The sequence below is a fragment of the Mesorhizobium sp. M7D.F.Ca.US.004.01.2.1 genome (assembly GCF_003997785.1).
GTDB classification, from domain to species: domain Bacteria; phylum Pseudomonadota; class Alphaproteobacteria; order Rhizobiales; family Rhizobiaceae; genus Mesorhizobium; species Mesorhizobium loti.
The window spans coordinates 1-14339 of record NZ_RZRQ01000148.1 but is presented as its reverse complement, the minus strand read 5'-3'; the positions used below and the strand labels follow the sequence as shown (position 1 = coordinate 14339).

14 protein-coding genes are annotated in these 14339 nt (G+C 63.0%); 3 read left to right on the top strand and 11 right to left on the bottom strand.

What is annotated here, in order from left to right; all coding sequences use genetic code 11:
• Positions 1–54 precede the first annotated feature (54 nt).
• Complete coding sequence (gene trmFO / locus EN993_RS19945) at positions 55–1473, top strand: methylenetetrahydrofolate--tRNA-(uracil(54)-C(5))-methyltransferase (FADH(2)-oxidizing) TrmFO (protein ID WP_127264618.1); 1419 nt, start codon at positions 55–57, stop codon at positions 1471–1473.
• Between the two features lie 5 nt (positions 1474–1478).
• Here trmFO and EN993_RS19940 read toward each other — a convergent pair whose 3' ends face one another.
• From EN993_RS19940 to yajC, 6 genes are all read right to left on the bottom strand, one after another.
• A complete protein-coding gene (locus tag EN993_RS19940) occupies positions 1479–2429 on the bottom strand; it encodes a sterol desaturase family protein (RefSeq protein WP_206532395.1) in 951 nt (316 codons plus the stop codon).
• Positions 2429–2863 (bottom strand): hypothetical protein, encoded by a 435-nt coding sequence (locus EN993_RS19935; protein ID WP_109668880.1) that lies wholly within the window; start codon positions 2861–2863, stop codon positions 2429–2431. Before EN993_RS19935 ends, EN993_RS19940 begins: the two co-directional genes overlap by 1 nt.
• Positions 2864–2945: 82 nt before the next feature.
• Positions 2946–3788, bottom strand: coding sequence for a phytoene/squalene synthase family protein (locus EN993_RS19930; protein ID WP_164757725.1), 843 nt, complete (start codon positions 3786–3788; stop codon positions 2946–2948).
• A 1-nt stretch (position 3789) separates the two neighbouring features.
• A complete protein-coding gene (locus EN993_RS19925) occupies positions 3790–4182 on the bottom strand; it encodes an Mth938-like domain-containing protein (RefSeq protein WP_127264616.1) in 393 nt (130 codons plus the stop codon).
• Between the two features lie 28 nt (positions 4183–4210).
• Positions 4211–6760 carry a protein translocase subunit SecDF gene (secDF, locus tag EN993_RS19920; protein WP_109668874.1) on the bottom strand — a complete coding sequence of 850 codons (2550 nt, stop codon included), beginning with the start codon at positions 6758–6760 and terminating at the stop codon, positions 4211–4213.
• Between the two features lie 51 nt (positions 6761–6811).
• Positions 6812–7150 carry a preprotein translocase subunit YajC gene (gene yajC / locus EN993_RS19915; RefSeq protein ID WP_109668872.1) on the bottom strand — a complete coding sequence of 113 codons (339 nt, stop codon included), beginning with the start codon at positions 7148–7150 and terminating at the stop codon, positions 6812–6814.
• Positions 7151–7427: 277 nt separating this feature from the next.
• Here yajC and EN993_RS19910 point away from each other — a divergent pair, with 277 nt between their 5' ends.
• Positions 7428–8303: an ATP-binding protein gene (locus EN993_RS19910; protein ID WP_109668870.1), complete on the top strand. Its 876-nt coding sequence runs from the start codon at positions 7428–7430 to the stop codon at positions 8301–8303.
• A 120-nt stretch (positions 8304–8423) separates the two neighbouring features.
• On the opposite strand, the gene EN993_RS19905 is transcribed toward EN993_RS19910, so the two are convergent.
• The 5 genes from EN993_RS19905 to tatC all read right to left on the bottom strand — a co-directional run bounded on the left by EN993_RS19905 (position 8424) and on the right by tatC (position 13936).
• A complete protein-coding gene (locus tag EN993_RS19905; RefSeq protein ID WP_127264615.1) occupies positions 8424–9944 on the bottom strand; it encodes a peptidoglycan DD-metalloendopeptidase family protein in 1521 nt (506 codons plus the stop codon).
• Positions 9945–10239: 295 nt separating this feature from the next.
• On the bottom strand, positions 10240–10893 hold the full coding sequence (locus EN993_RS19900) for a protein-L-isoaspartate(D-aspartate) O-methyltransferase (RefSeq protein ID WP_109668866.1): 654 nt from the start codon (positions 10891–10893) through the stop codon (positions 10240–10242).
• Positions 10890–11648, bottom strand: a complete 759-nt coding sequence (gene surE, locus EN993_RS19895; protein ID WP_024503850.1) for a 5'/3'-nucleotidase SurE — start codon at positions 11646–11648, stop codon at positions 10890–10892. The genes EN993_RS19900 and surE overlap by 4 nt, the downstream gene beginning before the upstream one ends.
• Entirely contained in the window at positions 11648–12952 is a 1305-nt protein-coding gene (serS, locus tag EN993_RS19890; protein ID WP_109668864.1) for a serine--tRNA ligase, read from the bottom strand. The genes surE and serS overlap by 1 nt, the downstream gene beginning before the upstream one ends.
• A 108-nt stretch (positions 12953–13060) precedes the next feature.
• Positions 13061–13936 (bottom strand): twin-arginine translocase subunit TatC, encoded by an 876-nt coding sequence (gene tatC / locus EN993_RS19885; protein ID WP_109668862.1) that lies wholly within the window; start codon positions 13934–13936, stop codon positions 13061–13063.
• Between the two features lie 21 nt (positions 13937–13957).
• Between tatC and EN993_RS37390 the strand changes: the two genes are divergently transcribed.
• Positions 13958–14339: hypothetical protein (locus EN993_RS37390; RefSeq protein ID WP_206532394.1), on the top strand; the 382-nt coding region annotated here is incomplete at its 3' end.

Below are 14339 nucleotides of genomic sequence, written 5' to 3'. Positions count from 1 at the left end.
CCGCACCACGCACGGCAATTGCAATCGCCGCACCAAGCGATTATTCCGGCGCTCATGAGCAAAAATCCCATCCACATCATCGGCGGCGGCCTCGCCGGCTCCGAAGCCGCCTGGCAGGCAGCGCAAGCTGGCGTTCCCGTCATCCTGCATGAAATGCGGCCTGTTCGCGGCACCGATGCCCACAAGACCAATAGCCTGGCCGAGCTGGTCTGCTCCAATTCCTTCCGCTCCGACGACGCCGACAACAACGCCGTCGGCCTGTTGCACGCCGAAATGCGGCTGGCCGGCTCGTTGATCATGAGCGCGGGCGACGCCAACCAGGTGCCGGCCGGCGGCGCGCTTGCCGTCGACCGCGACGGATTCGCCGACGCCGTAACGAAAAAACTCGAAGCCCACCCGCTGATCACCATCCAGCGCGAGGAAGTGCCGGGGCTGCCGCCGGCGGATTGGGATCAGGCGATCGTCGCCACGGGTCCGCTGACCGCGCCCTCGCTTGCCCAGTCGATCGCGGAAGCGACCGGCGCCGATGCGCTGGCCTTCTTCGACGCCATCGCGCCTATCGTCCATTTCGACACGATCGACATGGATACCTGCTGGTTCCAGTCGCGCTACGACAAGGTTGGGCCGGGCGGCACCGGCAAGGACTACATCAATTGCCCCATGGACAAGGACCAGTACCTAACCTTCGTGCAGGCGCTGGTCGATGGCCAGAAGACTGAATTCAAGCAATGGGAAGGCACGCCCTATTTCGACGGCTGCCTGCCGATCGAGATCATGGCCGAGCGTGGCGTCGAGACCCTGCGCTACGGGCCGATGAAGCCGATGGGGCTGACCAATGCGCACAATCCGACGGTAAAGGCTTATGCCGTCGTCCAGCTGCGGCAGGACAATGCGCTGGGCACGCTCTACAACATGGTCGGTTTTCAGACCAAATTGAAGCATGCCGAGCAGGTGCGTGTGTTCCGCACCATACCGGGTCTCGAAAACGCCGATTTCGCCCGCCTCGGCGGCCTGCACCGCAACACCTACATCAACTCGCCGACCTTGCTGGACGCCTCGCTGCAGCTGAAGTCGCGCCCTGGCCTGCGTTTTGCCGGCCAGATCACCGGCTGCGAAGGCTATGTCGAAAGTGCTGCGATCGGCCTGCTCGCCGGCCGTTTCGCCGCCGCCGAAAGGCTTGGCCAGGCACCGTCGCTGCCGCCGCTCACCACGGCCTTCGGCGCCTTGCTCAACCACATCACCGGTGGCCACATCGTCTCCGATGACGAACCGGGAAAGCGCTCCTTCCAGCCGATGAATGTCAATTTCGGCCTGTTCCCGCCCGTCGAAGCCCCGAAGATCGGGGGCAAACGCATGCGTGGCAAGGACAAGACTGTCGCCAAGCGCCACGCCATCACATCGCGCGCACGCGCCGATTGCCGGCAATGGCTGGGACTGCCGATGCAAACGGAAACGGCCGAAGCGGCGGAGTAAACTCCCTATTCGACTGGCTCGGCACCTGCCATCGGCAGCCCCGGCTTGCCGGCCTCATCTGGATTGCGTCTGACATAGGCAGCCTTGAGAGTCTCCGACGTTTCGCGTGAGCCGTCATGGCTCCAGCCGGGAGGCTTGATCAGATAATTCAGGCGATCACTCAAGGTCAGGGCGGGCGCAAAGGCATCGCTGAACATGCCGATCCATTCATGGAACGCCACTTTCAGCGGATTGAAGGTGCCGAGGTTTCTGACGATGCCGTAGCGCGGCCGGTCTTCTTCCAGTTCCCCGACGAAGGTGCCGAACATGCGATCCCAGATGATCAGCGTGCCGGCATAGTTGGCGTCGAGATAGCGCGGATTGGTGGCGTGGTGGACGCGGTGGTGTGACGGCGTGTTGAAGACGAATTCGAACCAGCCCCACATTCTGCCGATGGTCTCGGTGTGGATCCAGAACTGCCACACCAGATTGAAGCCGAAGGTGAAGGCAATCACCGCCGGATGAAAGCCAAGCAGCACCAGCGGCGCCTGCAGCACGAACATGAAGGTGAACAGGCCCGTCCAGCTTTGTCGCAACGCCGTCGACAGATTGTAGTGCTGGCTGGAATGGTGGTTGACGTGTTCGGCCCACACCCAGCGCACCCGGTGCGCGATGCGGTGATAGACATAGTAGCGCAGATCATCGAGCAGGAAGGCGGCGAGGAACACCCAGACCGACAGACCGAGATTGAAGACGCGGAATTGCCAGAGCCACAGCAGCGCCCAGTAGGACACGACGCCAAGCAGCAGCCCGGCAACGACATTGCCGGTGCCCATCATCAGGCTGGTCAAGGTGTCGCGCGTCTCGAACGAACCCTTGGCACGGCCGGTGCGCACCAACCAAAGCTCGATCAGGATCGCGACAACGAAGAACGGGATGGCCAGTTGGGTGACTTGCGGGAAATTGTAGCTGTCCATCACGCGGCCTCCCTGGCGGAATTCGGATGTTGCAGCTCAAGCGCTTCCAGCACGCCTTGCGCATCCGCTGCGCTGGCAAAGCGGAAGCGGCCGCCCTTCCAGGTGAAATCGGCGAGCCGGAACGAGACCGTATTCACATCTCCGGCGTTCAAAACTGCGACATCTTGAGGCGTGACGATGCGGGTCAAGAAGCAGTCGCCGATGCTGTGAACGATCCCGATGCGCCCTCGCCCGATATCCAGAAACGCCGTCCTGGCATCCGCCGTCAGGCGCACCACGGTCGCCACCTCGTCGGGAAAATCCTCGGCGAAACGGCTCAGCGCCTGATCCGTTCCGGCAAGCGTGGCCGTCTTGCTGCCGCCGGTGAAATGCACCGCGGCGACCGACAGCGCAATGCCAAGGGCGACGATCGCGACCAGCACAGGCAAGCTCATGGATCGGTATCTCCTCCGGCCGGTCTGTTGTCTGCGGCAACAGTTCTGACTCGGAAAGCTCTTAGCATGATTGACGTTTACGTCAAAGTGCCGGCCAGCCCTTGGTCGCACGACGCAGCAGCAGCCAATGCCGGCGCAAAGCCGATAGCCGCGCCACACCATCGAGCGGCGAGCCACTTTCCATTTTTGTCAGGTAGGCGCGCGACAGGGCCAGTGGCAGGAATGCCGGGCGCAGCGAGACAGGCAAGGCCGATGCGCCCTGTTCGAAGGCGGAAAGATGGTCGCGTGCCAGCGCGATCATTGCCGCCACCGCGCGCTTGGCGCCAGGACCGCCATCGCCGGTGATGAACTCCTGCGGCGAAGAGCCAGCCGCAGCAAGGATATCGGCCGGGATAAAACATTGCCCGCGTTTGCGGTGCAGCGGCAACAGGAGCAGCAGGCCGGTCATCGCCTGCGCACAGCCTGCCCTGCCCGCCAGTGCGGCAAAGCGCGGCGCCTCGCCGGGATCGAGCATCATCGCCGCAAGCTGGATGAGCGCGGCGGCCGTCTCGCCGCAATAGCCTTCCAGATCGGTGCGCGACGGCATCGGGTCGTCGTAGAGGTCGAAGATGCGCGCATCGAGCATGTTCTCGAAGGCCAGTTTCGGCAGGTTGAATGTCGCTATGGTGGCATTCAAGGCTTCAGCTGTGGGATGGCCGGCGCCCGCCTCGCCGCCGGCGGCAATGACATCGCGCCACCATTGCAGCCGCACCTCGCCCGGCAGCGCCTCATGGATCCGATCGCGAATGCCTGCGATCTCGGCATTGAAGGCGTAGAGCGAAAACAGCGCGTCGCGCTTGTCCGCCGGCGCATAAAGCGCGGTCAGATAGCGGTCATGATCGGCGGCGCGCACCGAGTCCATGACGATTTTGGCGCTTTGAGACATGTCAATCGACGGCAATCAGCGCGGCGGCCACGGCGCGCTCTTCCGCCAGAAGGACGTTGTAGGTCCGCACCGCGGCACCGGTCGACATCGGGTCGGACGCAATGCCTGCCGCCTTCAGCGCGGCCCGCAGCGCGGCGGGCAATGGCCTGAGATCCCTACCCATGCCTACCAGCAGGATCTCGACTTTGTCGGCTTCGGCCAGCAACCTGTCGAAGTCCGCCACCGTCAGCGCCAGGGGATCCGCCGGCTCCCAGCCATGGATGCCGGATGGCAGACAGAACAGCGAGCCGCGATGCGACATGTCGGCAAAGCGGAACCCACCATTGCCGTAGGTTTCGATCGGCGCGCGGCCTGGAAAATGCGCCTCGCGGATGACGATGCCTTTGCTGGTCACCGTTTTGTCACCCCTTCGGGGCGGCGCGTCAGGTCGCGACCGCCTTGCCGCCACCGACCGGCTTCTCCTCGTCGGCCGTAGTCTGCGGCCGCAGCTTGAACAGGATCAGCAGCGGTGCGGCGATGAAGATCGACGAATAGGTGCCGAAGACGACGCCGAACAGCATGGCCATGGTGAACGAGCGGATCACCTCGCCGCCGAACAGCACCAGCGCCAGCAGCGCCAGGATCGTCGTCACCGAGGTCAGCGTCGTTCTCGACAACGTCTCGTTGATGGCGTTGTTCAAGAGTTGCGGCAGCGGCATGCGTTTGTATTTTCGCAGATCCTCGCGAACGCGGTCATAGACCACGATCGTGTCATTCAGCGAATAGCCGATAATGGTCAGGATCGCCGCCAGCGATGACTGGTTGAACTCCAGTCCGCTGATGACGAAGAAGCCAAGCGTCATGACCACATCGTGCACCGTCGCCACGATGGCGCCGACAGCGAACTGCCATTCGAAGCGGAACCAGACATAGATCAGGATGCCAAGCAGCGCGATCAGCATGGCGATCGTGCCTTGCTTCGCGAGTTCGCCTGAAACCGTCGGTCCAACCACTTCGACGCGGCGGAAGTCATAACTGTCCTGCAACTCGCCGCGCACCTTGTCGATGACGGTCTGCTCGGCATTCTCGCCACCATCCTGCGTCCCGACGCGGATCAACACGTCGTTCGGCGTACCGAACTGTTGGACCTGGACTTCACCGATGTTGAGTTCGGTCAGCCGCGCGCGAAGGTCGGCGAGATCGGCATTGCCGCTCTTGGCCTGCACCTCGATCAGCGAACCACCCTTGAAATCGATGCCGTAATTGATGCCGACGGTCATGAAAAGTACCACCGACAGGATCGAAAGTGCACTCGAGAGCGTGAACGTCCAGCGACGGATGCCCATGAAGGGGATCTTGGTGCCGGGCGGAACGAAGGTTACCGGGGCACGCGGCAACTCCTTTGGACGTGCCCGGCGCAACCAGATCGAGACCAGCAGTCGGGTGAAGGTGAAGGCGGTGAAGACGGTTGTCAGGATGCCGATCGCATAAGTGATGGCAAAGCCCTTCACCGGCCCGGTACCGAGATAGAACAGCACCACGGTGGCGATCAGCGAGGTTATGTTGGAATCGACGATGGTCGCCAGCGCCTTGGTGAAACCGGTATCGATCGCCTGGATCACGGAGCGGCCCGCGCGTCGCTCCTCGCGGATGCGCTCGTAGATCAGAACGTTGGAATCGACTGCCATGCCGATGGTCAGCACGATACCGGCGATGCCCGGCAAGGTCAGCGTCGCACCAAGCAGCGAGAGCACGCCGACGATCATCGCCACGTGCACCGCCAGCGCGATATTGGCGAGGAAACCGAGGAAGCCATAGGCGACGAACATGAAGGCGACGACGAGGATAGAACCGATGATGCCGGCCACCTTGCCAGCATGGATCGAATCCTGGCCGAGGCCGGGACCCACTGTGCGTTCTTCGATCACCGTCAGCGTCGCGGGCAAGGCGCCGGCGCGCAACAGCACCGCGAGGTCGTTGGCGCTCTGGGCGGTGAAATTGCCGGAGATCTGGCCGGTGCCGCCGAGGATCGGCTCGCGGATCTGCGGCGCCGAAATCACCTGATTGTCGAGGATGATGGCGAACAGCTTGCCGACATTCTGCGCAGTTGCCTGACCGAAGCGCGCGGCGCCCTTCGAGTCGAAGCGGAACGACACCACCGGCTCGTTGTTCTGCGAATTGTAAGTCGCCTGGGCATCGACGAGGTTTTCACCCGAGACGATGACGCGGTTCTCGATCAGATAGGGAACCGGCGGATCGTCCTGCGAATACAGCACCGACGAACCGGCAGGCGGACGCCCATTGAGCGCGTCCTGCACCGGCATCGACTGGTCGACCATCTGGAAGGTCAGCTTGGCGGTCTGGCCGAGGATTTCCTTCAGCCTTTGCGGGTCCTGAAGACCCGGCACCTGGACAAGGATGCGGTCGTCGCCCTGCCGCTGCACGATGGGTTCGGTCGTGCCGAGTTCGTTGACGCGGCGCTCGACCACCTCGATCGACTGCGTCAATGCGGTCGATGTGCGATATTTGATGCCGGCATCGGTGACGTTGAACTTGAGCAGGCCGGGCTCGGAGTCGTCGAGCGTCATTTCCTGGATGGAGCCGCCGGTGAACAGGCCAGCAGCGACCGGATCGGTCAGCGTCTTCAGCGCCGTCTTGGCGGCAGCGACCTGGGCGGGATCGGTGATGCGGACCTGCAAGGTCCGTCCGGTACCGGCAAGGCCGGTATAGCCGATCTTGGCGTCGCGCAGCAGCGTGCGGATCTCGTCGCGCGTCGTCTCCAGCCGGTCCTTGATCAGATCGTTCTGATTCATCTCCAGCAGGATGTGCGAGCCGCCCTGCAGATCAAGGCCGAGCGTCATCTGACGCTTCGGCACCCAGCTGGGCAGTTGGGCCAAGGTGCTTGCGGGGATGAGGTTGGGCGCGGCGAGGATCACTGTGATGGCCACGGCCACCCAGATCAGGATCATCTTGAAGCGCGAAAAATACAGCATATGGCGTCGTCCGTCAGAGCGTGTCCGCGGATCGCTCCGCCTAAAATTGGATTATTTCTTGGCGTTCTGGTTTGCCACCGGCTCGCCCTTGACGCGCACATCGGCGATCGTCGAACGCAGCGCGGTCACTTTCATGCCGCCGCCGAGGTCGATCTCGAGCTCGTTGTCGTCGATCACCTTGGTCACCTTGCCGACGAAGCCGCCGCCGGTGACGACCGTGTCGCCGCGACGGACCGCGGCCAGCATCTCGCCGCGCTTCTTCAGCTGCGTGCGCTGCGGCCGGATGATCAGAAAATACATGATCACGAAAATCAGGACAAACGGCAAAATGCTGATGAACATGTCGGGAGAGGCGCCGATACCTTGGGCGTATGCCGGTGTCACGAACATCGAGGTACTCCTGAATTTTGAAAACAGCCGCCAATTTGGCGGCCCCTTGAAATTTGGCCGGAATATAGTCGGTAAAGTTGTCAATGCAACTGCGCGGCCGGCCAAATCGGCTGCTTTTCCGGCCTGTTGAGCCGTGTTAGAGCATGATCGCAAAGAGCGCGAGCCGGTTTTCGGAAAAGATCACGTTCGAACAAAAGGTTGCAACCGATTTCGAACCCGACGGAATCGGCCACGTCCACGCTCCCACACGTCAAAAACGCGAAAATAAAAGACAGACATGACCGACAGCAGCATTGAAGCCCTGAACCAGAAACTCGACCGGCTGATCGAGGCGGTGAGCCGTCTCGCCCCGCCACCGGTGCCCGAAACCGACCTCGGCGACGCCGATTGCTTCGTCTGGCAGGCCGATCCGGGCTATCTGGAGCCGGTGCGCAAGGTCAACCGCGTCGACATCGGCCTGATCCGTGGCGTCGACCGCGTCCGCGACATCCTTGTCGACAACACCGAACGCTTCGCGGCCGGCTATCCAGCCAACAACGTGTTGTTGTGGGGCGCGCGCGGCATGGGCAAATCGTCGCTGGTCAAGGCCGTGCATGCCGAAATCAACGCCAAGGCCAAGTCCGACCTGCCGTTGAAGCTGATCGAAATCCACCGCGAGGACATCGACACGCTGCCGAAGCTAATGGGATTGCTGAAGGCGGCCCCTTTCCGCTTCATCCTGTTTTGCGACGACCTCTCCTTCGACCACGACGACACCTCCTACAAATCGCTCAAGGCAGCGCTCGAAGGCGGTGTCGAGGGCCGCCCGGCCAATGTCATCTTCTATGCCACCTCGAACCGCCGCCATCTGTTGCCGCGCGACATGATCGACAATGAGCGCTCGACCGCGATCAACCCGTCCGAAGCGGTCGAGGAAAAGGTGTCGCTGTCCGACCGCTTCGGCCTGTGGCTCGGCTTCCACAAATGTTCGCAGGACGAATATCTCGACATGATCGACGGCTATATCAGCCATCATGGCCTGGCCATCGATCCCGAGCAGTTGCGCACTGAGGCGCTGGAATGGGCAACGACGCGCGGCAGCCGCTCGGGCCGCGTCGCCTGGCAGTTCACCCAGGACCTGGCCGGACGGCTCGGCAAGCCGCTCAAGGATTAAACTGGAGTCGAGCTGAACTGAAAGAGCCCGTTCCTTGCGGAGCGGGCTGAGCCGGCGGGCGGACTGGAGGTCAGACGTCCCGCAAATAGCTTTTTTTCTTCTATTCGAGATAACCCCCGACTATTCGAGATAGCCGGAGGGATCGACCGGGGCGGAGTTCTTGCGCACTTCGAAGTGCAGCTTCGGTGAGTCCGTCGTGCCGCTCATGCCTGACAGCGCGATTTCCTGGCCGCGCTTGACCTTCTGGCCGCGCTGCACCTCGATCGAGCTGGCGTGGCCGTAGACGGTGACCAGGCCATTCTCGTGGCGCACCAGCACCGTGTTGCCGAATTCCTTGAGGCCGTCGCCGGCATAGATGACGACGCCGTTCTCGGCCGCCTTGACCGGCGTTCCCGTCGGCACGGCGATGTCGACACCATCCTTGCCCGAGCCGAAACCGGAGATCACACGGCCGCGTACCGGCCAGCGCATCTTGCCGATGCCGGTGGCGTCGGGCGCGACGGCGTCATCGTCCTCGGCCTGCTGGATGACCTTCGAATCTTTCTTCGGCGGCGTGTAGGACGCCAGCGTTTCCGACGGCGTGGTCTTTGCCGCTGGCTGCGTGGTGGCCGTGGTCACCGGATCGGTCTTGGCCGGCTTGGCGCTGGCGACGGTCGCGGTCCCACCCGCCGGCACCTTCAGGGTCTGGCCGATCTTGAGCAGTCCATCCTTCATCCCGTTGGCCTGCTTCAGCGCAACGACGCCGACGCCGGTCTTCCTGGCAATCGAGGACATCGTATCGCCCGACTGAACCGTGTAGGTGCCAGCAGCGCCAGTCGCCTTGGCTGCCGCCACCTGCGGCTTGGGCTCCTTGGGCTGGCTTGCTGCGGCCGACGTGTCGACCTGAGCGGCGGATTTACCTTCCTTGAGCTTCGGCTGCTGCGGCAGAACGGCGACCTTGTCCGGCGCAGTGGCCGGCAGATCGTGCTTGCCGTCCTTCGCCGGCTTGGCATCGGCGACCTTCGCCTCGCCCTTGCTCGAATAGGCATAGGCCGGAATGATCAGCTTCTGGCCGGTCTTCAGCCCCTTGGTCGCGCTCAGCCCGTTGACCTTCATGATCACGTCGGACGGCACCTTGTAGCGCTGCGCCAGGCCGCCGATCGTTTCGCCGTCCCGAACGACAATCTCGGTTGCATGCGGCTTACCAGAGGACGCCACGCGCGGTTCATCGGGCTGCGCAACCTTGAAAGGCGATGCGGCCGGAGCGACGGTGCCGGTCGTGGTCCTGTCGATATGCGGTGCCGGAGCCAATGCGGTGCGCATCGGCTTCGCTGCGGGCGCCAGTGCGGGAGCCGGCTGTGCCTGGGCAACGGGCGGCGGCAGCGGCCGCGTCGAGACAGGCTCGAGGCTGGAACGGCTGACCGATTGTGTGTGGCTGCCATCGAGTGGAGCGGCGGCGACATCGCCCGGATAGGGCTGCTGCACGGCGTCCTGCTTGTTGATGATGGCGCGCTGATTGTTGGTCGAGGATGTAAAGACGTCGTCGACGCCATTGAACCGCGAAACCTGGGAACTGCACCCGGCCGCGGCGCCTGCAATCATGAGGACGGCGCAGCCTCGCGCCAGATTGCGTCCATTTGCCTTCAAAACACTGAGTTGCATCGCACTGACCCGCACATACCCGGTACAAACTAGGCATGATTAAAGCGCGTTAATGTTACTCGACGGTTAACCTCATGGAATCCGGCGCAATTTTCTTAAAATATTAGAGAGCGAGCTGAGGTGTGTTGAGATTCAGGTCAGGCCGAGCCAGGGTCGAAGACGGGCGCGAGGCGACCAAACAACGTGGCTTCCGGGGTCGCCCTTGCGACGAGCGGAGCGTACTTTTGGTACCTGAGCACCGGGAGCGCAGGAAACTACCGTTTGCAGGCCGGCATCACCTGAATATCGACACCGCCTAAATGACGGCGGCGACACTGCGCAGGATCGGCTGCAGGCGGACAAGGCCGATGTCCTCGCGCTCGAACCGGCTGCCGACCTTGGTCAGCTTGGCCAGCACCTGCTCGCCCTCCTCGGGTCCGATCGGGGCGATGACAATGCCGCCGCTCGACAATTGATCCAGCAGGAAGCGCGGCAGGCTGTCGAAGGCAGCCCAGGCGACGATGCGGTCGAACGGCCCTTCGTTCGGCAGCCCGCCGGACCCATCGGCGTGGCGCACGATCACATTGCCGATGCCGAGCGCCTCGAAGCGCTGCCTGGCCTGCTCGACGAGCGTCTTGTAGCGATCGGTGGTGACGACCCGCGCCGCCAGCCGCGACATCACCGCCGAGGTATAGCCGGAGCCGGTACCGACCTCGAGCACGCGGTTGCCCTGCTCGATGGCAAGCGCCGCGATCACCGCCGCCTGCATGTCGGCGCCCTCGATCGCCTCGCCGCATTCGATCGGCAGCATGCGGTCCGACCAGGCGATCTGATGAAACTGGGCAGCCAGGAAACCGCGCCGTGGTGTCGCCTCGAACGCCGCTATCAGCGCCTTCGGCACCGTCCCCCGGCCGCGCAGGCGCAGCAGAAAGGCAGCAAAACCTTCGCGGTCATCGATCCCCTGGTTCATGCAAGCGCCTTGCTCAGTTGGTCACGGATTTCATGCGCGGTCAGGTCGAGCTGCAATGGCGTCACCGACACCAGCCTGTTGCGTAGAGCGTAGAGGTCAGTACCTTGCTTGCCTTCGACCGGCTCGCGGCCAAAGCGCAGCCAATAGTAAGGCAGGCCGCGCCCGTCGCGGCGCTCGTCGACCCACAGGCTGTGCACGAGCTTGCCTTGCGAGGTGACCACTGTACCGGCGACCTCTTCGGGAGTGCAGTTGGGAAAATTGACGTTGAGCAGCACGCCGTCAGGCAGCGGCGTTGCGACCAATTTCTTCAGTAATGCCGGCGCCAGCGCCTCGGTCGTCTCGTAAGGGACGACGCGATCTTCGCCGACATAGCTGTACCCCTGGCTGAGCGCAATCGAGCGGATGCCGAGCAGCGCGCCTTCCATGGCGCCGGCGACGGTGCCGGAATAGGTGACGTCGTCAGCGATGTTGGCGCCGGAATTGATGCCGGACAGGATCAGGTCGGGTGCGCCGGGCAGGATCTTCTTGACGCCCATGATGACGCAATCGGTCGGCGTGCCGCGCACGGCAAAGTGCTTCTCGCCGATCTTGCGCAGCCGCAGCGGCTCCGAGATCGACAGCGAATGAGCATAACCGGACTGGTCCTGCTCCGGCGCCACCACCCAGACATCGTCAGACAGCGTACGCGCGACGCGTTCGAGCGACGCCAGGCCCTCGGCATGAATGCCGTCGTCATTGGTCAGAAGAATGCGCATTATTTCGCTTCGATCTTTTCCAGACCGCCCATGTAAGGCCGCAGCACTTCAGGAATGGTTACGCTGCCGTCCTCATTCTGGTAGTTTTCGATGACAGCGATGAGCGCGCGGCCAACCGCGGTGCCCGAACCGTTGAGCGTGTGGACGAAACGGTTGCCCTTGCCGTCTCTGTCCTTGTAGCGGGCATCCATGCGGCGCGCCTGGAAATCGCCGCACACCGAGCAGGACGAAATCTCGCGATAGGCGTTCTGGCCGGGTAGCCAGACCTCGATGTCGTAGGTCTTGCGCGCGCCAAAGCCCATGTCGCCGGTGCACAGCGTCATGGTGCGGAACGGCAGCCCGAGCCGCTTGAGCACTTCCTCGGCGCATTGCGTCATCCGCTCATGTTCGGCAAGTGACGATTCCTGGTCGGTGATCGACACCAGCTCGACCTTGTAGAACTGGTGCTGGCGCAGCATGCCGCGCGTATCGCGCCCGGCCGAACCCGCTTCCGACCGGAAGCATGGCGTCAGCGCGGTATAGCGCAGCGGCAGTTTTTCATGCGCGGTGATTTCTTCGCGCACAAGGTTGGTGAGCGGCACCTCGGCGGTCGGGATCAGGCCAAGCCTGCCCTCCCCGTGCGGCGTGAAGAACAGATCTTCCTCGAACTTCGGCAACTGGTTGGTGCCGAAGAGAACGTCGTCCTTGACCATCAGCGGCGGGATGACTTCTTCATAGCCATGCTCGGTCGTGTGCAAATCGAGCATGAACTGGCCGAGCGCGCGTTCCATCCGCGCCAGCCCGCTCTTCAGCACGGTGAAGCGCGAGCCTGACAGCTTCGCGGCGCGCTCGAAATCCATCATGCCGAGCGCTTCGCCGATCTCGAAATGCTCCTTCACCCAATTGGGCCGCGTCGGCACCTGGCCAACGATATGCTTGACGACATTGTCGTGCTCGTCTTTGCCGACAGGCACGTCATCGAACGGCACATTGGGCAGCACCGCCAGCGCATCGTTCAGCGCCTTGTCGAGATCGCGTTCCCGCGCCTCGCCGTTCTGGATGAAGGTTTTTATCTCGCCGACTTCAGCCTTCAGCCTTTCGGCAAGTGCCGCGTCGCCCGAACGCATGGCATTGCCGATCTCCTTCGAGGCGGCGTTGCGGCGCTCCTGCTTGGTCTGCAGTTCGGTGACGTGTTCGCGCCGCGCCTCGTCCGAGGCGATCAGTCCGTCGACCGTGGACTGCGCCTCACCCGCCGACCACGAGCGCTTCACCAGCGCCTCGACTAGGGCCTTCGGGTTGTCGCGAATCCATTTGATGTCAAGCATGTTTGAACGCTCCTGAGCTAGGCCAGAGGGCGTAAACCGCATCTGAGATCGATGCAAGATGGGCGGGGCGGCGACTGTCTTTTTCCGCCGCTGCCGCCGCTCTGTTGCCTACGAGGCAGCCGGCGCCGGAGGCTCGTCCGGGGCTTTGTCCGCCACGGTCTCCGCCGCGTCCTGCTTCTCGCGCGCCACACGCTGCTTTTCCTGATCGCGCTCGATCAGCCGGGCAGCCCAGATGGAGACCTCGTAGAGAAGGATGGTCGGAATGGCCAGGCCGATCTGGCTCATCGGATCTGGCGGCGTCAGCACGGCCGCGACGACGAAGGCAATGACGATCGCCCATTTGCGCTTCTCGGCCAGCCCCTTGGACGACAGCATGCCGACCCGTGTCATCAGGCTGGTCACCACCGGCAGCTGAAACACCAGGCCGAAGGAGAAGATCAGTGTCATGATCAGGCTGAGATATTCCGACACTTTCGGCAGCAGCGAAATCTGCACCTGATCGTCGGTGCCGGCCTGCTGCATGGCGAGGAAGAACCACATCACCATCGGCGTGAAGAAGAAATAGACCAGCGACGCGCCCATCAGGAACAGGATGGGCGATGCGATCAGGAACGGCAGGAAGGCGTTGCGCTCGTTCTTGTAGAGGCCGGGCGCGATGAACTTGTAGATCTGCGTGGCGATCAGCGGAAAGGCGATGACCATGCCGCCGAACATGGCGAGCTTGACCTGGGTGAAGAAGAACTCCTGCGGCGCGGTGTAGATCAGCTCGACTTTGTGCGGATCGAGCCCTGCCCACTTCGTTGCCCATTTGAACGGGATCACAAGCAGGTTGAACAGCTTCTTGGCGAAGAAGAAACAAACCAGGAAGGCGACAAAGAAGCCGCCGATCGACCAGATCAGCCGCCGGCGCAACTCGATCAGATGCTCCATCAGCGGCGCCGACGATTTCTCGATCTCGTCCTTTTCCTTGTCCGAAACACTCACTTGGCGGCTCCAGCCGTCTTCTTGGCAACCGGCTTCTTCGCCGCAGCAGGCTTCGGTTCGGCTTTCGCCCCCGTCTTGGTTGCTACGGTCTTGGTCGCGATCACCTTGGCCGCAGCAGGCTTGGCGGCCTTGGGCGTTTCAGGCTTTGCCGCGGGCACCGCTTTCGCCGGCACCTTGGAGACCGGCGTGGCTTTGGTGGTCACGGTTTTCGCCGCCGCAGGAGCCTTTGCGCCATGTACCGAAGCCTTGGCCGGTGCCTTTGCAACCGGCGTCGCTTTTGCCGGCGCAGGCTTGGCTGCTTTCTTCGCAGCGGACGCCTTCGACGCCGCAACAGGTGCCGTCGGCAGTGACGACGTCACCACCGATTCGTCGGTCATCGCCGGGAAAATCGGCGCTGCTGGCG

Excerpts from the sequence above, each read along its gene's own strand:
- trmFO (WP_127264618.1), top strand. The coding sequence starts at position 55 with ATGAGCAAAAATCCCATCCACATCATCGGCGGCGGCCTCGCCGGCTCC.
- EN993_RS19940 (WP_206532395.1), bottom strand. The coding sequence starts at position 2,429 with ATGGACAGCTACAATTTCCCGCAAGTCACCCAACTGGCCATCCCGTTC.
- EN993_RS19935 (WP_109668880.1), bottom strand. The coding sequence starts at position 2,863 with ATGAGCTTGCCTGTGCTGGTCGCGATCGTCGCCCTTGGCATTGCGCTG.
- EN993_RS19930 (WP_164757725.1), bottom strand. The coding sequence starts at position 3,788 with ATGTCTCAAAGCGCCAAAATCGTCATGGACTCGGTGCGCGCCGCCGAT.
- secDF (WP_109668874.1), bottom strand. The coding sequence starts at position 6,760 with ATGCTGTATTTTTCGCGCTTCAAGATGATCCTGATCTGGGTGGCCGTG.
- yajC (WP_109668872.1), bottom strand. The coding sequence starts at position 7,150 with ATGTTCGTGACACCGGCATACGCCCAAGGTATCGGCGCCTCTCCCGAC.
- EN993_RS19910 (WP_109668870.1), top strand. The coding sequence starts at position 7,428 with ATGACCGACAGCAGCATTGAAGCCCTGAACCAGAAACTCGACCGGCTG.
- EN993_RS19905 (WP_127264615.1), bottom strand. The coding sequence starts at position 9,944 with ATGCAACTCAGTGTTTTGAAGGCAAATGGACGCAATCTGGCGCGAGGC.
- EN993_RS19900 (WP_109668866.1), bottom strand. The coding sequence starts at position 10,893 with ATGAACCAGGGGATCGATGACCGCGAAGGTTTTGCTGCCTTTCTGCTG.
- surE (WP_024503850.1), bottom strand. The coding sequence starts at position 11,648 with ATGCGCATTCTTCTGACCAATGACGACGGCATTCATGCCGAGGGCCTG.
- serS (WP_109668864.1), bottom strand. The coding sequence starts at position 12,952 with ATGCTTGACATCAAATGGATTCGCGACAACCCGAAGGCCCTAGTCGAG.